This is a genomic window from Streptomyces sp. SJL17-4 (assembly GCF_036826855.1).
Classification (GTDB): domain Bacteria; phylum Actinomycetota; class Actinomycetes; order Streptomycetales; family Streptomycetaceae; genus Streptomyces.
In genome coordinates this window covers 2,582,980-2,602,564 of record NZ_CP104578.1, presented here as the reverse complement: position 1 = coordinate 2,602,564, position 19,585 = coordinate 2,582,980, and the positions used below count along the sequence as shown (strand labels likewise).

The 19,585-nt window shown below is 70.9% G+C and carries 17 protein-coding genes; 13 read left to right on the top strand and 4 right to left on the bottom strand.

The annotated features are described in order from the left end of the window. Positions 1–84: 84 nt before the first annotated feature. The 8 genes from recG (at position 85) to mutM (ending at position 7,387) form a co-directional block, all read left to right on the top strand. Positions 85–2,277: an ATP-dependent DNA helicase RecG gene (recG, locus tag N5875_RS11200; protein ID WP_338499147.1), complete on the top strand. Its 2,193-nt coding sequence runs from the start codon at positions 85–87 to the stop codon at positions 2,275–2,277. 67 nt (positions 2,278–2,344) lie between these two features. Beyond that, entirely contained in the window at positions 2,345–2,929 is a 585-nt protein-coding gene (gene rsmD / locus N5875_RS11195) for a 16S rRNA (guanine(966)-N(2))-methyltransferase RsmD (protein WP_318207693.1), read from the top strand. A gap of 26 nt (positions 2,930–2,955) precedes the next feature. Beyond that, positions 2,956–3,435, top strand: a complete 480-nt coding sequence (gene coaD / locus N5875_RS11190; protein ID WP_187623233.1) for a pantetheine-phosphate adenylyltransferase — start codon at positions 2,956–2,958, stop codon at positions 3,433–3,435. 110 nt (positions 3,436–3,545) lie between these two features. Beyond that, on the top strand, positions 3,546–4,598 hold the full coding sequence (locus N5875_RS11185) for a cell division initiation protein (protein ID WP_338493415.1): 1,053 nt from the start codon (positions 3,546–3,548) through the stop codon (positions 4,596–4,598). Positions 4,599–4,748: 150 nt separating this feature from the next. Then, positions 4,749–5,402 carry a DUF177 domain-containing protein gene (locus N5875_RS11180; RefSeq protein WP_318207955.1) on the top strand — a complete coding sequence of 218 codons (654 nt, stop codon included), beginning with the start codon at positions 4,749–4,751 and terminating at the stop codon, positions 5,400–5,402. Positions 5,403–5,404: 2 nt separating this feature from the next. Further along, the gene (rpmF, locus tag N5875_RS11175; RefSeq protein ID WP_015036448.1) at positions 5,405–5,578 is read left to right on the top strand and encodes a 50S ribosomal protein L32; all 174 of its coding nucleotides are present in this window, start codon (positions 5,405–5,407) and stop codon (positions 5,576–5,578) included. Between the two features lie 20 nt (positions 5,579–5,598). Then, a complete protein-coding gene (gene rnc, locus N5875_RS11170) occupies positions 5,599–6,411 on the top strand; it encodes a ribonuclease III (RefSeq protein ID WP_318207691.1) in 813 nt (270 codons plus the stop codon). 115 nt (positions 6,412–6,526) lie between these two features. Beyond that, positions 6,527–7,387, top strand: a complete 861-nt coding sequence (mutM, locus tag N5875_RS11165; protein WP_318207690.1) for a bifunctional DNA-formamidopyrimidine glycosylase/DNA-(apurinic or apyrimidinic site) lyase — start codon at positions 6,527–6,529, stop codon at positions 7,385–7,387. Positions 7,388–7,469: 82 nt separating this feature from the next. Here mutM and N5875_RS11160 read toward each other — a convergent pair whose 3' ends face one another. After that, a complete protein-coding gene (locus N5875_RS11160; protein WP_318207689.1) occupies positions 7,470–7,856 on the bottom strand; it encodes a helix-turn-helix domain-containing protein in 387 nt (128 codons plus the stop codon). Between the two features lie 159 nt (positions 7,857–8,015). Continuing rightward, positions 8,016–8,990: a CAP domain-containing protein gene (locus N5875_RS11155; RefSeq protein ID WP_338493410.1), complete on the bottom strand. Its 975-nt coding sequence runs from the start codon at positions 8,988–8,990 to the stop codon at positions 8,016–8,018. Positions 8,991–9,191: 201 nt separating this feature from the next. Here N5875_RS11155 and N5875_RS11150 point away from each other — a divergent pair, with 201 nt between their 5' ends. The 4 genes from N5875_RS11150 to N5875_RS11135 all read left to right on the top strand — a co-directional run bounded on the left by N5875_RS11150 (position 9,192) and on the right by N5875_RS11135 (position 15,590). Then, positions 9,192–9,473 carry an acylphosphatase gene (locus tag N5875_RS11150; protein WP_318207687.1) on the top strand — a complete coding sequence of 94 codons (282 nt, stop codon included), beginning with the start codon at positions 9,192–9,194 and terminating at the stop codon, positions 9,471–9,473. A 390-nt stretch (positions 9,474–9,863) separates the two neighbouring features. Further along, entirely contained in the window at positions 9,864–10,082 is a 219-nt protein-coding gene (locus N5875_RS11145) for a hypothetical protein (RefSeq protein WP_015036455.1), read from the top strand. A gap of 276 nt (positions 10,083–10,358) precedes the next feature. Then, on the top strand, positions 10,359–13,937 hold the full coding sequence (smc, locus tag N5875_RS11140) for a chromosome segregation protein SMC (protein ID WP_338493407.1): 3,579 nt from the start codon (positions 10,359–10,361) through the stop codon (positions 13,935–13,937). A 219-nt stretch (positions 13,938–14,156) separates the two neighbouring features. Then, a complete protein-coding gene (locus N5875_RS11135) occupies positions 14,157–15,590 on the top strand; it encodes a sugar porter family MFS transporter (protein ID WP_318207685.1) in 1,434 nt (477 codons plus the stop codon). Between the two features lie 131 nt (positions 15,591–15,721). Here N5875_RS11135 and N5875_RS11130 read toward each other — a convergent pair whose 3' ends face one another. Continuing rightward, positions 15,722–16,693: an LLM class flavin-dependent oxidoreductase gene (locus N5875_RS11130; RefSeq protein ID WP_318207684.1), complete on the bottom strand. Its 972-nt coding sequence runs from the start codon at positions 16,691–16,693 to the stop codon at positions 15,722–15,724. A 58-nt stretch (positions 16,694–16,751) separates the two neighbouring features. Then, positions 16,752–18,209 (bottom strand): cytosine permease, encoded by a 1,458-nt coding sequence (locus tag N5875_RS11125; RefSeq protein WP_318207683.1) that lies wholly within the window; start codon positions 18,207–18,209, stop codon positions 16,752–16,754. An 86-nt stretch (positions 18,210–18,295) separates the two neighbouring features. On the opposite strand from N5875_RS11125, the gene ftsY reads away from it, so the two are divergent. After that, complete coding sequence (gene ftsY / locus N5875_RS11120) at positions 18,296–19,519, top strand: signal recognition particle-docking protein FtsY (RefSeq protein WP_318207682.1); 1,224 nt, start codon at positions 18,296–18,298, stop codon at positions 19,517–19,519. Positions 19,520–19,585 lie beyond the last annotated feature (66 nt).

Here is a 19,585-nt window from a genome sequence, read left to right as displayed (position 1 = left end):
GCGGCGAATCTAACGCCTCGCTGACGACCGTGTCCCAGGATCCGGTACGAGAGCTGGGCCGAAATGTCAGAGTGGTGGTGTGCAATAGAACTCGTGCCCGCGCTCGACGAACCACTCAAGAAGTCCCTCGGCCCCGCCACCGCCAAGGTCATGGCCGAGGCACTCGACCTGTACACGGTCGGTGACCTGCTCCACCACTACCCCCGCCGGTACGCCGAGCGAGGGGAGCTGACGACCCTCGCCGACCTGCCGCTCGACGAGCACGTCACGGTGGTCGCACAGGTCGCCGACGCCCGTGTGCACACCTTCAACGGCTCCAAGGGGCGCGGCCAGCGCCTCGAAGTGACCATCACCGACGGCAGCGGCCGACTCCAGCTGGTCTTCTTCGGCAAGGGCGTGCACAAGCCGCACCACGACCTGCTGCCCGGCACCCGCGCGATGTTCGCCGGCAAGGTCTCGCTCTTCAACCGGCGCCTCCAGCTCGCCCACCCGTCGTACGAACTCCTCCGCGGCGACAGCGAGGAAGCCGTGGACGTCTGGGCCGGGGCCCTCATCCCGATCTACCCGGCCACCACCAAACTGGAGTCCTGGAAGATCGCCAAGGCCGTCGACGCCGTGCTGCCCAGCGCCGTCGACGCCGTCGACCCGCTGCCCGACGCCCTGCGCGAGGGCCGCGGCCTCGCCGAGCTCCCCGACGCCCTCCGGCTCATCCACCGGCCCCGTACCAAGGCCGACATCGCCACCGCGCGCGACCGCCTCAAGTGGGACGAGGCCTTCGTCCTCCAGGTCGCCCTCGCGCGCCGCCGGCACGCCGACACCCAACTCCCCGCCGTCGCCCGCCGACCCGTCCCCGAGGGCATCCTCGACGCCTTCGACGCCAAGCTCCCCTTCACCCTCACCGACGGCCAGAAGAAGGTCTCCAAGGAGATCTTCGACGACCTCGCCACCGAACACCCCATGCACCGCCTCCTCCAGGGCGAGGTCGGCAGCGGGAAGACCATGGTCGCGCTGCGCGCCATGCTCGCCGTCGTCGACTCCGGGGGACAGGCCGCCATGCTCGCCCCCACCGAGGTCCTCGCCCAGCAGCACCATCGCTCCGTCACCGAGATGATGGGCGAGCTCGCCGAGGGAGGGATGCTCGGCGGCGCCGACCGGGCCACCAAGGTCGTCCTGCTCACCGGCTCCATGGGCACCGCGGGCCGCCGGCAGGCCCTCCTGGACCTGGTCACCGGCGAGGCCGGCGTCGTCATCGGCACCCATGCGCTGATCGAGGACAAGGTCCAGTTCCACGACCTGGGCCTGGTCGTCGTCGACGAGCAGCACCGCTTCGGCGTCGAGCAGCGCGACGCCCTCCGCGGCAAGGGGAAGCAGCCCCCGCACCTCCTGGTGATGACCGCCACCCCCATCCCGCGCACGGTCGCCATGACCGTCTTCGGCGACCTGGAGACCTCCGTCCTCGACCAGCTGCCCGCCGGACGCTCCCCGATCGCCACCCATGTCGTCCCCGCCGCCGACAAGCCGCACTTCCTCACGCGCGCGTGGGAACGCGTCCGCGAGGAGGTCGAGAAGGGCCACCAGGCCTATGTGGTCTGCCCCCGCATCGGCGACGAGGAGGACCAGAAGAAGAAGGCCAAGGCGTCCGCCGAGGACGAGGCCGAGAAGCGTCCGCCGCTCGCCGTCCTCGACGTCGCCGAGAAGCTCCGCACCGGGCCCCTCGCGGGACTCCGGATCGCCGTCCTGCACGGCCGCATGCACCCCGACGACAAGGACGACGTCATGCGCCGCTTCGCCGCGGGCGAGCTCGACGTCCTCGTCGCCACCACCGTCATCGAGGTCGGGGTCAACGTCCCCAACGCCACCGCCATGGTGATCATGGACGCCGACCGCTTCGGCGTCTCCCAGCTCCACCAGCTCCGCGGCCGCGTCGGCCGGGGCTCGGCGCCCGGCCTCTGCCTCCTCGTCAGCGAGATGCCCGAGGCCGCCCCCGCCCGCCAGCGCCTCGCCGCCGTCGCCGCCACCCTCGACGGCTTCGAGCTCTCCCGTATCGACCTCGAACAGCGACGCGAGGGCGACGTCCTCGGCCAGGCCCAGTCCGGCGTCCGCTCCTCCCTGCGGGTGCTCACCGTCATCGACGACGAGGAGGTCATCGCCGCCGCCCGCGAGGAGGCCACCGCCCTCGTCCTCGCCGACCCGGACCTCACCGCCCACCCCGGTCTGCGCACCGCGCTCGACGCCCTGCTGAGCGAGGAGCGGGAGGAGTACCTGGAGAAGGGCTGACCCCACGCGGACACGAGCCGCCATAAGCTATTGCGTACGCAATGGCTTATGGATGACGAGGACACCGATGACTCGCGTGATCGCCGGCACCGCCGGCGGGCGCCGCCTGGCCGTGCCGCCCGGCAACGGCACCCGCCCCACCTCCGACCGGGCGCGCGAAGGCCTCTTCTCCACCTGGGGAGCCTTCCTCGGCACCCTCGACGGGGCCAGGGTCGCCGACCTGTACGCCGGCTCCGGCGCCGTCGGCCTGGAAGCACTCTCCCGGGGAGCCGCCCACGCCCTCCTCGTCGAGGCCGAACCGCGCGCCGCGAAGACCATCCGCGAGAACATCGCCTCGCTCGGCCTGCCCGGCGCCGAACTCCGCACCGGCAAAGCGGAGCAGATCGTGACGGGACCGGCGCCCTCCGACCCGTACGACCTGGTCTTCCTCGACCCGCCGTACGCCGTCACCGATGAGGATCTTCGCGAGATACTCCTCACACTCCGCTCGGGGGGCTGGCTCGCGGACGACGCCCTCGTCACCGTGGAGCGCAGCACCAGAGGCGGAGAATTCGGCTGGCCGGCCGGTTTCGAACCACTGCGGGCCCGTCGTTACGGCGAGGGAACGTTTTGGTACGGTCGCGCCGCCTCTACGTGCGAAGACGCACGATGACCGGACCGGAGAGCGAGGGACCCAAGTTGCGCCGCGCCGTCTGTCCGGGGTCATTCGACCCCATCACCAACGGACACCTCGACATCATCGCCCGCGCCTCCAAGCTGTACGACGTCGTACATGTCGCGGTGATGATCAACCAGTCGAAGAAGGGCCTGTTCACGGTCGACGAGCGGATCGAGCTGATCCGCGAGGTGACCGCCGACTTCGGCAACGTCGAGGTGGAGTCCTTCCACGGACTGCTCGTCGACTTCTGCAAGCAGCGAGACATCCCCGCGATCGTCAAGGGACTGCGCGCGGTCAGTGACTTCGACTACGAGCTGCAGATGGCCCAGATGAACAACGGCCTCACGGGCGTGGAGACCCTCTTCGTCCCCACCAACCCGACCTACAGCTTCCTGTCGTCCTCGCTGGTCAAGGAGGTCGCGGCCTGGGGCGGCGACGTCTCCCACCTGGTGCCTCCGGCGGTCTTCGGCCGGCTCACCGAGCGCCTGGCGCAGAAGTGACGCGTGGCCACCGCCGCTGACGCTCCGTCACTCGGTGTCGGACGGGCGCCGACTGCCCTTACAGTCGTCCCGTCCGTCTCCATCCAGCTGTAGAGAGTGGCGAGCACCCGGTGGACGTACAGAAGAAGCTCGACGAGATCGTCGCGACCGTGCAGGGCGCCCGCTCCATGCCCATGTCGGCATCCTGCGTGGTCAATCGCGCCGAGCTGCTCGCCCTGCTCGAAGAGGTACGGGAGGCCCTGCCCGGCTCCCTCGCCCAGGCCCAGGAGCTGATCGGCGGCCGCGAGCACATGGTCGAGCAGGCCCGCCAGGAGGCGGAGCGGATCATCGAGGCCGCCCACGCCGAGCGCGGCTCGATCGTCTCCGACACCCAGGTCGCCCGGCAGTCGCAGGAGGAGGCCGACCGCATCCTCTCCGAGGCCCGCCGCGAGGCCGAGGAGGTCCGCGCCGAGGCCGACGACTACGTCGACTCCAAGCTCGCGAACTTCGAGGTCGTCCTCAACAAGACGATCGGCTCCGTCGACCGGGGCCGCGAGAAGCTCCTCGGCCGGGGCCCTGGTCTCGACCAGAACGGTTACGCGGACGAGGACGCCCCCGAGTACAGCGCCGACCCGCAGACCCTGATCCACCGGGCCGACGAGTACGTCGACGCCAAGCTCGGCGCCTTCGAGGCGGTGCTCAGCAAGACCCTGGAGGCCGTCGGCCGGGGCCGGCAGAAGCTGCACGGCCGGATCGCCACCGACGCGCTGGGCGAGCACATGGCCGCCCAGGACGGTCTCGGCGGCGCCGTGCACACCAGCGACTCCGACTACCTGGCCGGGCTCGCGGAGCTCTCCGACCCCGAGCCGGTCCAGATCCCCGTCCAGCAGCAGGCGCCGCAGCACCAGCCCGACCCGTACGCGGGATACCAGCAGGTGCAGCAGCAGCCCGACCCGTACGCCGGCTACCAGCAGGCCCAGCAGCAGTCCGACCCGTACGCGTACCAGCAGCAGCCGCAGCACGCCGATCCGTACGGATACCAGCAGCAGGACCCGTACGCGTACCAGCAGCCCGTCCAGCAGCAGGGGCACCAGCAGCAGGGCGCCGCGCTCGACGAGACGAGCTTCTTCGACACGAGCATGATCGACCTGGAGCAGCTGCGCCGGTACGAACAGGGGCAGTAGCGCGGGGCCGGTAAGGCCCTCAAGGCCCGGATTGGGCCCTGAGCGAAGCGTCCAGTATCCTGGCTCTTCGGTCGCGCGTATCTCCGCGATCCATGCTGCCCGCGTCTGGCAGCCTCCTCGACGCAGCATGATTCGAAAGCAGGAAGAACCCTGAGCACGCGCCTCGACCACCGCAACCCCCTCGTGTTCGACACACACGAGCTGGGGCGGCGTCCTGGTGCCCTCCAGCGGATCTCGCGTTCGATCGAGGCCCCCAGGGACCTGGGCGTCGAAGGAGTGATCGGAGTGCCCGAGGGTGCTCCGGTGGAAATCGATCTCCGTCTTGAGTCGGTCATGGAAGGGGTGCTTGTCACAGGCACCGCCCGTGCATCGGCCGAGGGGGAGTGCGTAAGGTGTCTGGAGCCCGTCGAGCTTGATCTCGACGTGGACTTCCAGGAGATGTTCTCGTACCCCGACTCCGACGACCGGGGCCGCTCCAAGGCGGCCGCGGACGACGAAGCCGAGGCAGACGAGGACATCATCCCCCTCGAGGACGGCATGTTCGACCTCGAACCCGTGCTGCGTGATGCGGTGGTGCTCGCACTGCCGATGCAGCCGGTGTGCCGGGAGGACTGTGCAGGCCTGTGTTCCGAGTGTGGAACCAACCTGAACGAGAACCCGGACCACCACCATGACGCCGTCGACGCTCGTTGGGCGGCACTGCAGGGACTCGCCGGTTCGCTGGGAACCGATGAGAAGGACAACATGAGCGGCAAAGCCTCTGACGGGGACGTCCGAAGCGCCGCCGAGAAGCAGGAGAAGTAGCCGTGGCTGTTCCGAAGCGGAAGATGTCGCGCAGCAACACGCGCCACCGCCGGTCGCAGTGGAAGGCTGCGGTCCCCACCCTGGTTTCGTGTGAGCGTTGCCAGGAGCCGAAGCTGCAGCACATCGCGTGCCCGAGCTGCGGCACCTACAACAAGCGCCAGGTCCTCTCGGTCTGATTGGGCTGGTGAGAGGCGCAATGTCTGAGTCCCGCAAGACGGACGACAAGACGGACCATGCCTCGTCCCACACGCTTCTGGAAGGGCGGCTCGGCTATCGGCTCGAGTCCGCCCTTCTGGTGCGTGCGCTGACGCACCGTTCGTACGCGTACGAGAACGGCGGTCTGCCCACCAACGAGCGGCTGGAGTTCCTCGGGGACTCCGTGCTCGGCCTGGTGGTCACGGACACGCTGTACCGGACCCACCCCGACCTGCCGGAAGGCCAGCTGGCCAAACTGCGGGCCGCGGTGGTCAACTCGCGTGCGCTGGCGGACGTGGGACGCGAACTCGAACTCGGCTCCTTCATCCGGCTCGGCCGGGGCGAAGAGGGCACGGGCGGCCGGGACAAGGCGTCCATCCTCGCCGACACCCTTGAAGCGGTGATCGGCGCGGTCTATCTCGACCAGGGCCTCGACGCGGCGTCCGAGCTGGTGCACCGGCTCTTCGACCCGCTGATCGAGAAGTCCTCGAACCTCGGTGCCGGCCTGGACTGGAAGACCAGTCTCCAGGAACTCACCGCGGCCGAGGGTCTGGGTGTTCCGGAATACCTCGTCTCCGAAGAGGGTCCGGACCACGAGAAGACCTTTACTGCTGCCGCCCGCGTCGGTGGTGTCTCGTACGGCACCGGCACCGGCCGCAGCAAGAAGGAAGCGGAACAGCAGGCGGCGGAGTCCGCGTGGCGCGCGATTCGCGCGGCCGCGGACGAACGCGCGGCGGCGGCGAAGGCCGCGGCCGAGGCGGGAACGGGAGAGGTCGCCGACCCCTCTCCGACCGCCCACCGGGCGTCGGCCTGACGGCCGCACCCTCGCTTCCCGAGAACCCCGCCCCAGGGCGGGGTTCTCGTCTTTTCACCTGGTGGCCCCCGGTAGGGTTGAACCGCTGAGGAAGACGTACGTCCGGAGGAGTCCCGTGCCCGAGCTGCCCGAGGTCGAGGTCGTACGGCGCGGTCTGGAGCGCTGGGTCGCCGGACGGACCGTGACCGAGGTCGAGGTGCTGCACCCCAGGGCCGTACGGCGCCATCCGGCGGGCGGCGCGGACTTCGCGGCCCGGCTGAAGGGGCAGCGGTTCGAGGTGGCGCGTCGGCGCGGCAAGTACCTCTGGCTCCCGCTCGCCGAGACCGGCGTCTCCGTCCTCGGACACCTCGGCATGAGCGGGCAGCTGCTCGTCCAGCCGGAGGGCGCCGCCGACGAGAAGCACCTCCGCATCCGGATCCGCTTCGACGATGCGGCCGGTACCGAGCTCCGCTTCGTCGACCAGCGCACCTTCGGCGGACTCTCGCTCCACGACCAGACCCCCGACGGCCTCCCGGACGTCATCGGGCACATCGCCCGCGACCCGCTGGACCCCGAGTTCGACGACGCCGCCTTCCAGAGCACGCTGCGGCTGCGCCGTACGACGGTCAAGCGGGCGCTGCTCGACCAGTCGCTGATCAGCGGCGTCGGCAACATCTACGCCGACGAGGCGCTCTGGCGGTCCCGGCTGCACTACGACCGGCCCACCGCCACCCTCACGCGCCCGCGCTCGGCCGAACTCCTCGGTCACGTACGGGACGTGATGAACGCGGCCCTCGACGTCGGCGGCACCAGCTTCGACAGCCTGTACGTGAACGTCAACGGCGAGTCCGGCTACTTCGACCGGTCGCTCGACGCCTACGGGCGCGAGGACGAGCCGTGTCACCGCTGCGGTACGCCGATGCGGCGCCGCGCGTGGATGAACCGCTCCAGCTATTTCTGCCCCCGCTGCCAGCGACCGCCGCGCGCGGGCGTCTGACGCGCGGGCGCCGGGCGCGACGGGCGCCGGGCGGGACGGGCGCCGGGCGGGACGACCGTCTGACGGCGCGGGCGTCTGACGGTCAGGTGCCGACCGGGGTCGCGCGCTCCGCGTCGTAACTCTCCCGGGCCGCCTCGACCTGGGGCATACGGCCCTCCACCAGCTCGATCAGGCCGATCAGCCGCTCCGCGATCTCGCGGCCGAGCGGAGTGAGCCGGTAGTCGACCCGCGGCGGGTTCGTGGGCTGCGCCTCGCGATGGACGAGTCCGTCGCGCTCCAGGGCGTGCAGGGTCTGCGACAGCATCTTCTCGCTCACTCCGTCGACCCGGCGCCGCAGCTCGTTGAAGCGGAACGTCCCGTCGTGCAGGGCGCCGAGGGTCAGGCTGCCCCAGCGGCCCGTCACGTGCTCCAGCGTGCCGCGCGAGGGGCAGGCGCGCGCGAACACGTCGTAGGCGAGGTCGTCAGTCATGCCCTCCACCGTACTCCCGCACAGCGCTCACTTCCATGCATGCGCTAACTGATGGGTTGCGCTATGGAAAAGTTAGTTCTCTCCATGCCCGTACGTGAAAGGGCCCGTCACCGAGAAGGTGACGGGCCCTTTCACGTACGGGCTACGGGGACTGCCGGCTCAGTAGCCGAAGTCCTGGGTCCACCAGGGACCGCCGTCGGCGAAGTGGACACCCACGCCCAGGGTGGTGAAGTCGCAGTTCAGGATGTTGGCGCGGTGGCCGTCGCTGTTCATCCAGGACTCCATCACGGCCGCCGCGTCCGCCTGGCCGCGGGCGATGTTCTCGCCGCCGAGGCCCGAGACGCCCGCCTGCTCGGCGCGCGCCCACGGGGTGTCGCCGTCCGGATCCGTGTGGTCGAAGAATCCGCGGGCCGCCATGTCCGCGCTGAACGCCCCGGCCAGTGCCGCGAGCCGGGCGTCCGCGCTCACCGGCGAGCAACCCACCTTGGCGCGCTCGGTGTTGACGAGGCGGACGACCTCCGCCTCCGCCGCCGCACCGCGGTCGGCGGTGGAGGGGGCCGAGGTCTTCTCGACCGGGGCCTCGGTCGTCGGGTCGGGCTTCGGCTCCGGCTTCGGCGCGGGGGCCTGGGTGGAGGGCGCGGCCGTGGTCCTCGGGGCCACCGGCTTGGCCGGGGCCTTCGTGGGCGCCTTGGTCGGCGCCTTGGCCGGGGTCTTGGTCGGCGCCTTCGAGGGGGTCGGCGTCGCCTTCGGGGTCGGCTTCGTGGACGGGGTCGCCGACGGCGAGGCCGCCTTGCCCTTGTCCGTACCCGCGCTCGCCTTCGCGCTCGGACGCGCGCTGCCCGATTCGTCGGTCGGGGTCTGCGTGGACCCGCCCTGCGTCGTCAGCTCCGGCGCCTGCCGGGCCTGGCTCGGGCGCTCGCTCGTACCGACGCTGCCGACCGTGAAGGTGTCTCCGCCGGGCAGCAGGCCCGAGGCGACGGCGATGGCGCCCACCGCGACGGCGGCGGAGGCTCCGAGCAGGCCGGTGCGCACGGGGGCGCGCCGCTTGCGGCGGGTACCCCGGTGACGGCGGTCCGAACCGTCCGCGTAGTCTTCTGCGGCGGGTGCGGCTCCGGCGCGACGGTGGCGTCCCATCTGGTCTGCCTTCCTCTTGCTGGTCCTGCTGTGGTCCTGTGCCGCCCTGCGGCCTTTGCTGATCTTTGCTGTCGGTACCGTTTCGGACCGGCGGTCGAACAGGGCGGGTCCGAACGGGTGAGGCGTGTTCGGTCGGGACTGTAGTCCATGCGGGCCGGGGGCGATGTGCTCATCTGGCAATCCGCCCGTTAGCGTGCAGGCATGAGTGACGACGTTCGGATGACCGCCTGGGTACGCGGCCGGGTACAGGGAGTGGGCTTCCGCTGGTTCACCAGGGCAAACGCTTTGGAGATCGGCGGCCTGGTGGGCTTCGCCCTGAACCTCGACGACGGCCGGGTGCAGGTGGTGGCCGAAGGGGCGCGTGAGAATTGCCACCGTCTCCTCGCCTGGCTCCACTCCGCCGACACACCCGGGCGCGTGGACGGCGTCACTGAGATCTGGGCCACCCCGCGCGGTGGCTACGACAGCTTCGCCATCCGCTGACGATCACTCTCCGACACCCTTTCCGGTGACCGAGAGAGGCGCCGGAAGGACGCGCGGTAACAGCCGGGTGGCGGGGAAACCGCCTGGTGGTTGCCAAGGAGCGCCCGTCATGGAAGGCTGCCGGGTAAGGATGATCGCGACGCCCTGAGGCACCGAGTTCATGAGGCCCCGCCGCCCACTGAGCGGCCCGGGACTCCTCGGTCGCCCCTTCAAACGGGGCGTGATCGTGTTGACCGTCAAACTTTTTGGTGAGACTCTGGAAGCCCCGCGCACCTTAGCTGTTTGGCAGTGGAACCGGCACGACAAGCAGTACTGCCGAGCACCGCGGGTGCGAAATCCCTCACGACCCAACCGCTTCGGTCGGTCACTCATTGTGGAGGACCATCCATCATGGCAAAGGCGCTTCTCGGTTACGTCGGCGGCTCCGACCCGCGACTCCTCGCCGAGATGCGACGGCTTCAGCAGCGCGTCCAGGACCTGGAATCCGAGCTGGTACGGATCCAGTCCGAGAACGACTCGCTTGCCGCTGCCGCCGCTCAGCACCAGGGAGAGTCACTGCTGAACAGCATCGACCTCGACGTACCCCAGGCGGAGCCTGCGCTCACCTGACAACCCAGCCCCGAGGGGCCAGGTGGGAAACACTCACGTGGGAAACACTCACGCCGGCACAGCCGACAGACAGCACACTTCTGTCGGCAGGCCGACAGAACTCGTGTCGGTCGACCCGACTGAACACTCACGCCGGCAGAGCAGACATGCAAGGGGCGCTTCGGCGTCCCTTCTTTCTTTCACCCGCCGTTCCCCTCCCGTCCCACCCCTCCTCACCCGAGGATCTGCCCTACACCTTCGCGGGTGAAACGCACGAGCCCCGGTAGAGTCCCGGGCGTGCACCTCAAGGCCCTGACCCTCCGCGGATTCAAGTCGTTCGCCTCGGCCACCACGCTGCGGTTCGAACCCGGAATCACCTGTGTCGTGGGCCCCAACGGATCGGGCAAGTCCAACGTCGTGGACGCCCTGTCCTGGGTCATGGGCGAGCAGGGCGCCAAGTCGCTGCGCGGCGGCAAGATGGAGGACGTCATCTTCGCCGGCACGACCGGGCGCCCCCCGCTCGGCCGTGCCGAGGTGTCCCTCACCATCGACAACTCCGACGGCGCGCTCCCCATCGACTACGCCGAGGTCACGCTCACCCGCATCATGTTCCGCGGCGGCAGCAGCGAGTACCAGATCAACGGCGACACCTGCCGGCTGCTCGACTTCCAGGACCTGCTCTCCGACTCCGGCATCGGACGCGAGATGCACGTCATCGTCGGCCAGGGCCAGCTCGACTCCGTGCTGCACGCCGACCCGATGGGCCGCCGCGCCTTCATCGAGGAGGCCGCCGGAGTCCTCAAGCACCGCAAGCGCAAGGAGAAGGCGCTGCGGAAGCTCGACGCGATGCAGGCCAACCTCGCGCGCGTGCAGGACCTCACCGACGAACTGCGCCGCCAGCTCAAGCCCCTCGGCCGGCAGGCCGCCGTCGCCCGCCGCGCCGTCGTCATCCAGGCCGACCTGCGCGACGCCCGGCTCCGCCTCCTCGCCGACGACCTCGTCCACCTCCAGCGGGCCCTCACCGCCGAGGTCGCCGACGAGGCGGCCCTGCTCGCCCGTAAGGAAGCCACCGAGACCGAACTCCGGGCCGCGCTCGCCCGCGAGGCCACCCTCGAGGCCGAGGCACGCGCGCTCGTGCCCCGCCTCGAACGCGCCCAGCAGAACTGGTACGCCCTCTCCCAGCTCGCCGAACGCGTCCGCGGCACGGTCTCCCTGGCCGACGCGCGCGTGAAGAGCGCCACCGCCGCACCTCCCGAGGAACGCCGCGGCCGCGACCCGGAGGACCTGGAGCGGGAGGCGGCCCGCGTCCGCGAGCAGGAGGCGGAGCTGGAAGCCGCCCTGGAGGCCGCCGAGCGCGCCCTGGAGGACACCGTCACCCACCGCGCCGAACTCGAACAGGCTCTGGCCTCCGAGGAGCGCCGCCTCAAGGACCTGGCCCGCGCCCTCGCCGACCGGCGCGAGGGCCTCGCCCGCCTCCACGGCCAGGTCAACGCGGCCCGCTCGCGCGCCGCCTCCGCCCAGGCCGAGATCGACCGCCTCGCCGCCGCCCGCGACGAGGCGGGGGAGCGGGCGGTCACCGCCCAGGAGGAGTACGAGCAGCTCAAGGCCGAGGTCGACGGCCTCGACGCGGCGGACGCCGAGCACGGCGAGCGGTACGAGGCGGCCCGCCGGGAGCTGGCCGACGCGGAGGCCGCGCTCGGCGCCGCGCGTGAGTCCGCCGCCACCGCCGAACGCCGCCGCGCCGCGACCCAGGCCCGGCACGAGACCCTCGCCCTCGGACTGCGCCGCAAGGACGGCACGGGTGCCCTGCTGACCGCCGGACTCAGCGGACTCCTCGGCCCTGCGGCCGAACTCCTCACCGTCACCCCCGGATACGAGATCCCCGTCGCCGCCGCCCTCGGCGCCGCGGCCGACGCCGTCGCCGCCACCGGCCCTTCCGCCGCCGCCGAAGCCCTTCGTCTGCTGCGCAAGCAGGACGCCGGCCGCGCGTCCCTGCTCCTGACCGGAGCCCCGGAACCGGACCGCCCCGGAGAGGCCGGGGCTCCCGCGTCCGAGGGGCACCCGTACCTCGCCGACCTCGTCCGGGGGCCCGACGAACTCATGGGAGCGGTACGCCGGTTGCTCGCCGGAGTCGTGGTCGTCGACGACCTGGACCAGGCCGCGGAACTCGTCAGGACCCGGCCCGCGTCGACCGCCGTCACCCTCGAAGGCGACCTGCTCGGGGCGCACTTCGCCCAGGGCGGCTCCGCGGGAGCGCCCAGCCTCCTCGAAGTCCAGGCCTCGGTCGCGGAGGCCGCCGCCGAGCTCGACGAACTCGCCGTACGCTGCGAGGAGTTGGCGACCGCCAAGGGTGAGGCCGAGGAGCGGCGCCGTACCGCCGCCGCGCTCGTCGAGGAACTCGACACCCTTCGCCGTACCGCCGAACGGGAGAAGTCCGCCGTCGCCCAGCAGCTCGGCCGGCTCGCCGGGCAGGCCAGGGGAGCGGCCGGGGAGGCCGAGCGGACCGCGGCCGCCGCCGCCCGCGCCCAGGAGGCCCTGGAGAAGGCGACCGCCGAGGCGGAGGAACTCGCCGAACGGCTGCTCGTGGCCCAGGAGGCCGCGGCGTTCGGTGAGGGCGGGGACGAGGAACCCGACACCGCCACCCGCGACCGGCTCGCGATCGACGGGTCCAACGCACGCCAGACCGAGATGGAGGCCCGCCTCCAGGTCCGTACCCACGAGGAGCGGGTCAAGGGGCTCGCCGGGCGGGCCGACTCGCTCGACCGGGCCGCCCGCGCCGAACGGGAGGCACGCGCGCGTGCCGAGCAGCGCCGCGTCCGGCTGCGCCACGAGGAGCGGGTCGCGGGCGCGGTCGCCGCCGGCGCCCGGAGCCTGCTGGCCCATATCGAGGTGTCGCTCGTCCGCGCCGAGCGGGAGCGGGTGGTCGCGCAGGCGGCGCGGGCCGACCGGGAGGAGGGCCTGACGGCCGCCCGGACCCGGGGCCGCGACCTCAAGGCCGAACTCGACAAGCTCACCGACTCCGTGCACCGGGGCGAGGTCCTCGGCGCCGAGAAGCGACTGCGGATCGAGCAGCTGGAGGCGAAGGCCCTGGAGGAGTTCGGCGTGGAGGCGACCGCACTGGTCGCCGAGTACGGCCCGGACCAGCCCGTACCCCCGTCGCCGGTCGCGCCCGACTCCGCCGACTCCGCCGACGGCGGGGACGCGGGCGCCGACGAGCCGCGCCCCTTCATCCGTTCGGAGCAGGAGAAGCGCCTCAGAGCCGCCGAACGGGCGTACCACCAGCTCGGCAAGGTCAACCCGCTGGCCCTTGAGGAGTTCGCGGCCCTGGAGGAGCGGCATCGCTTCCTCTCCGAGCAGCTGGAGGACCTGAGGAAGACCCGGGCCGACCTGCTTCAGGTCGTGAAAGAGGTCGACCTGCGGGTCGAGCAGGTCTTCACCGAGGCCTACCGGGACACGGCCCGTGAGTTCGAGGGTGTCTTCTCCCGGCTCTTCCCGGGCGGCGAGGGCCGGCTGATCCTCACCGACCCCGACAACATGCTCACCACCGGCGTCGAGGTGGAGGCCCGCCCGCCCGGCAAGAAGGTGAAGCGGCTCTCGCTGCTCTCCGGTGGCGAGCGCTCGCTGACGGCCGTGGCGCTGCTGGTCTCGATCTTCAAGGCCCGGCCCAGCCCGTTCTATGTGATGGACGAGGTCGAGGCGGCGCTCGACGACACCAACCTCCAGCGGCTGATCCGGATCATGCAGGAGCTCCAGGAGTCCTCGCAGCTGATCGTGATCACCCACCAGAAGCGGACCATGGAGGTCGCGGACGCGCTGTACGGCGTGTCCATGCAGGGTGACGGCGTCTCGAAGGTGATCGGCCAGCGACTGCGCTGAGATCGATGCCCGTGCGCGGATCGATGCACATACGCGCCCCATCATCTCTTCAAGTGTTGAACTCAAGCCATCTTGTGATGCTGATTAAGTCACACGACATCGCCTATTGACTTCGAAACTTGAAGGCATAGTCTCTGCAACGTTGCTTTTACCTTCACGTGGTGGGCGGCGTGATGTTGTGCGCCACTGGAAGGGCTTGCCCCCCACCGAGGAGTCCATGTGACCAACACCGCGCAGGCGCCCACGCCGCCGCCTTCCGAAGGCCGAGCCGCCCACCCGGACCACCTCGGCCACGTCATCTTCATCACGGCCTCCGCCGCGATGGGCGGTTTCCTCTTCGGATACGACAGCTCCGTCATCAACGGCGCCGTCGAGGCGATCCGCGACCGCTACGACATCGGCTCCGGCACCCTCGCCCAGGTCATCGCCATCGCCCTGATCGGCTGCGCCATCGGCGCCGCCACCGCCGGCCGGATCGCCGACCGCATCGGCCGCATCCGCTGCATGCAGATCTCCGCGGTGCTCTTCGCCGTCAGCGCCGTCGGCTCCGCGCTGCCCTTCGCCCTCTGGGACCTGGCGCTCTGGCGGGTCATCGGCGGCTTCGCCATCGGCATGGCCTCCGTCATCGGCCCCGCGTACATCGCCGAGGTCGCCCCCGCCGCCTACCGCGGCCGCCTCGGCTCCTTCCAGCAGGCCGCGATCGTCATCGGCATCGCCATCTCCCAGCTGGTCAACTACGGCATCCTCCAGCTCGCCGACGGCGACCAGCGCGGCGAGATCGGCGGCCTGGAAGCCTGGCAGTGGATGCTCGGCGTGATGGTCGTCCCCGCCGTCCTCTACGGCATGCTCTCCTTCGCCATCCCCGAGTCGCCCCGCTTCCTCATCTCCGTCGGGAAGATCGACCGGGCCAAGGAGGTCCTCTCCGAGGTCGAGGGTCACGGCGTCGACCTCGACCACCGCGTCGCCGAGATCGACGCGGCCATGCGCAGCGAGCACAAGTCCACCTTCAAGGACCTGCTCGCCGTCGGCTCGCGCTTCCGGCTGCTGCCCATCGTCTGGGTCGGCATCGGACTCTCGGTCTTCCAGCAGCTCGTCGGCATCAACGTCGCGTTCTACTACTCCTCGACGCTCTGGCAGTCCGTCGGCATCGACCCGTCGAGCTCGTTCTTCTACTCGTTCACCACGTCGATCATCAACATCATCGGCACGGTGATCGCGATGGTCCTGGTCGACCGCGTCGGCCGCAAGCCGCTCGCCCTCGTCGGCTCCGTCGGCATGGCGATCGCCCTCGCCTTCGAGGCCTGGGCCTTCTCCGCCGACCTCGTCGACGGCAAACTGCCCGAGACCCAGGGCGTCGTGGCGCTCGTCGCCGCCCATGTCTTCGTGCTCTTCTTCGCCCTCTCGTGGGGCGTGGTGGTCTGGGTCTTCCTCGGCGAGATGTTCCCCAACCGGATCCGCGCCGCCGCCCTCGGTGTCGCCGCCTCCGCCCAGTGGATCGCCAACTGGGCCATCACGGCCAGCTTCCCGTCCCTCGCGGACTGGAACCTCTCCGGCACGTACGTCATCTACACGGTCTTCGCCGTGCTCTCGATCCCCTTCGTGCTCAGGTACGTCAAGGAGACCAAGGGCAAGGCGTTGGAGGAGATGGGCTAACCCCCGCTGCCCCTCTCCTCACCCACGGAACTGCCCCGGCCCGAGGCCTCACGCCCCGGACCGGGGCAGTACGCCGTGGTCCTCCGCCCCGGCGCCGTGAGCCGGGGTAAGTACGCCGTGGTCCTCCGCCCTCAGGCCGCGAGCCTGGGCAGTACGCCGTCGCAGAACAGCCGCACGCTCCGCCACCCCTCCTCCACCGGCATCCCGCCGCACAGCGGATGCAGCACGAGGCTCTCCAGGCCGAGCGCCAGGCACTCCTCCGGAGTGACGACCCGGTAGACCCCCTCCGCGCGCAGCTCCGCCACCGTCGTCGCCGTCGACCGCACCGCCGAGCGGATGTCCTTCGACTGCCAGGAGGCGTACGTCCGCGCCTCGTGCAGGAAGTGCTCCCCGTACTCCGCCCAGGTCCGGTCCGGGTCCTCCGACAGGTGCAGCAGCGGCGTCACCTCGGCCGGCATCATCGTCCAGCCCTCCGTGCCGTACTCCGCGCACCGCTCCCGGTAGTACGCCTCCAGCTCCGGCAGGTGCGCGCTCGGGAAGAACGGCAGCCCGAGCCGGGCCGCCCGCCGCGCCGCCGCCCGCGACGACCCCCCGACCAGCAGCATCGGATGCGGCTGGGTGAAGGGCCGCGGGGTGACCCGTACCGTACGGCCCCGATACGTGAACGGCTCCCCGCTCCAGGCCGTCAGCAGGGTCTCCAGGAGCAGGTCCTGGAGCTTCCCGCGCCGCCCCCAGTCGACGCCGCGCTCCTCGTACTCCTCCGGGCGGTAGCCGATCCCCGCCACCGTCACCAGGCGTCCGCCGCTCAGCAGGTCGAGGACCGCGATGTCCTCGGCGAGCCGCAGCGGGTCGTGCAGCGGCCCGATGATCGCAGAGACGGTCACCGCGATCCTCTTCGTCGCTCCGAAGACCGCTCCGGCGAAGGCGAAGGGGGAGGGCAGCCAGTTGTTCGCGACCCCGTGGTGCTCCTCGGTCTGCACGGTGTCGACCCCGTGCGCGTCGGCGTACGCGGCCATCTCGACGGCGGCCCGGTAGCGGGCGGAGAGGGACTCGGGGGTCGCGCGGGGATCGACGAGGTTGAACCGTACGACGCTGAACGGCATGGGAAGTCCCCCTCCGCGGGTGGGATACCGGCGAAGGGGGACGTTATCTGACGTTGCGTCAGATGGAAACGGTCGCGCGGGCCTCGATCGGCTCGGCGGAAGCCCTCTCGGGCGTACGCGGCAGTACGGCGTACAGCGCGCCCGCCACCACGATCGTCGCCGCCCAGCCCAGGCCGTTCTCGCCGATCCAGGAGGAGGCGAGCGGACCGGAGAACCAGTCGACCTTCGTGAAGAGGAGACCCACGAGCAGCGCGACCGCCCAGGCGGCCATCGCCTGCCAGGCGAAACCGCCCCGGTACCAGTACGCGCTGGTCCGCGTGGTGTCCATGAGCGCCACCGCGTCGTACGACCGGCGCCGCAGCATGTCCACGCCGAAGACGCCGATCCAGGCCGAGAACGCCACCGCGAGCAGGGTCAGGAAGGAGATGAACGAGCCGATGAAGCTGGTCGCCACCACCATGAGCAGGAAGCCGAAGACGAGGCTGATCACCGCGTTGACGCTGACCGCCGCCGCACGCGAGACCTTGATGCCCAGGGTCTGCGCGGTGAACCCGGCCGAGTACATCGACATCGAGTTGATCAGCAGCATCCCGATCAGGGCGATCACCAGGTACGGCACCGAGATCCACATCGGCAGCAGCTCACCGATGAAGGAGACCGGGTCCTGCGCCGAGGCCAGGTCCGGCGTCGACACCGCCATGACCGCGCCCATCAGGACCATCGGCAGCACGACGATCCCGGCGCCGCCGACCGTCGAGCCGACCATCGCCCGCGACGAGGCCGTACGGGGCAGGTAGCGGGTGAAGTCGGGACCCGAGGGGACCCAGCTGATGCCACCGGCCGCGATCGTGCCGATGCCCGCGATCATCATCGCCGTCGAACCGGCCGGCTTGTCGAAGACCGCCGACCAGTCGGTGTTCGCCACCAGGTAGACCAGGACGAGCACCGAGAAGGCGCCGAAGAGATACGTGGACCACTTGCTGCACACCCGCAGCGCGTTGATCCCGAGCCCCGAGACGAGGAAGGTGCAGGTGACGAAGAGGAGCAGCGTCACCACGATGAGGAACGTGTTCGACTTCACTCCGAAGAGCAGGTCGAGGACGGTCAGCACCGCGTAGGCGCCGGTGACCGCGTTGATGGTCTCCCAGCCCCACCGTGCCACCCAGATCAGCGCGCCGGGAAAAAGGTTTCCGCGCTGACCGAACACCGCGCGCGACAGCGCCATCCCGGGTGCGCCACCCCGCTTGCCCGCGATCGAGATCAGGCCGACGATCCCGTACGAGAGGACCGGCGCGGCGACCGCCACAGTCAGGACCTGCCAGAAGTTCAGGCCGTTGAAGACGATCAGGCCGGCGCCCATCGTGAGCAGCAGCACACTGATGTTGGCCGCGACCCAGGTCGGGAAGAGCTCGCGGACCCGGCCGGTCCGCTCGGCGTCGGGGACGGGCTCGAGACCGCGGGTCTCCATCGCGCCGTCGTGCGTCGCGCCTGCGGCTTCGGAGGCGTCGTGGGGCATGGGGGTACTCCGTACAGATGTGGGGGGAACCCACCCAGCGTACGTGCTCCTGCTCCGGCCGCTTCGTGGCCGATACTGGTGGCGTTATGGAACTCATCCTTGCTGTAGTCATCGCTCTGGTCGTCGCGGTCGCCGTGACGAGCGGGCTCGTGATCAGCGGTCGCAAGAAGAAGCAGCTGCCGCCGGCCGAGCCGCCGTCCACCACGCCGACCATCACCGCTCCGCCCGCCGAGCCGCATGTCGGCGAGGAGGCGGAGACACCGCGGGAGGAACCACGCCGCACGGTCGAGGAGGTCCCCCTCCCCGCCGAGCAGGCCGTCGAGACGCCGGCCGCCGTCGAGGACCCCGTCGTCGCCGAGCCCGAGGCCCCGGAGATCGAGATCCCGGAGCCCACCGCCGGCCGTCTCGTACGGCTCCGGGCCCGGCTCGCCCGCTCGCAGAACTCGCTCGGCAAGGGGCTGCTCACGCTGCTGTCCCGCGAGCACCTCGACGAGGACACCTGGGAGGAGATCGAGGAGACCCTTCTCACGGCCGATGTCGGCGTCGCTCCCACCCAGGAGCTCGTCGAGCGGCTGCGCGAGCGGGTCCGGGTGCTCGGCACCCGCACCCCGGAGGAGCTGCGCGCGCTGCTCCGCGAGGAGCTCGTCACCCTGCTCGGCCCCGACCTCGACCGCACGGTGCACACCGAGAGCCCCTCGGACGTGCCCGGCGTCGTCATGGTCGTCGGTGTCAACGGCACCGGCAAGACCACGACCACCGGCAAGCTGGCCCGTGTCCTCGTCGCCGACGGCAAGTCCGTCGTCCTCGGCGCGGCCGACACCTTCCGTGCCGCCGCCGCCGACCAGCTCCAGACCTGGGGCGAGCGCGTCGGCGCCCGGACCATCCGCGGCCCGGAGGGCGGCGACCCGGCGTCGATCGCCTTCGACGCGGTCAAGGAGGGCATCGCGGAGGGCGCCGACGTCGTCCTCATCGACACCGCCGGCCGGCTCCACACCAAGACCGGCCTGATGGACGAGCTCGGCAAGGTCAAGCGCGTCGTCGAGAAGCACGGCCCGCTCGACGAGATCCTGCTCGTCCTCGACGCCACCACCGGCCAGAACGGCCTGATCCAGGCCCGTGTCTTCGCCGAGGTCGTCGACATCACCGGCATCGTGCTCACCAAGCTCGACGGCACCGCCAAGGGCGGCATCGTCGTGGCCGTCCAGCGCGAGCTGGGCGTCCCGGTCAAGCTGGTCGGCCTCGGCGAGGGCCCGGACGACCTGGCGCCCTTCGAGCCGGGCGCCTTCGTCGACGCCCTGATCGGCGACTGACTCCGGGCGCGACACCGCACACCGCGACACCGCACACCGCGACACCGCACACCGCGACACCGCGAC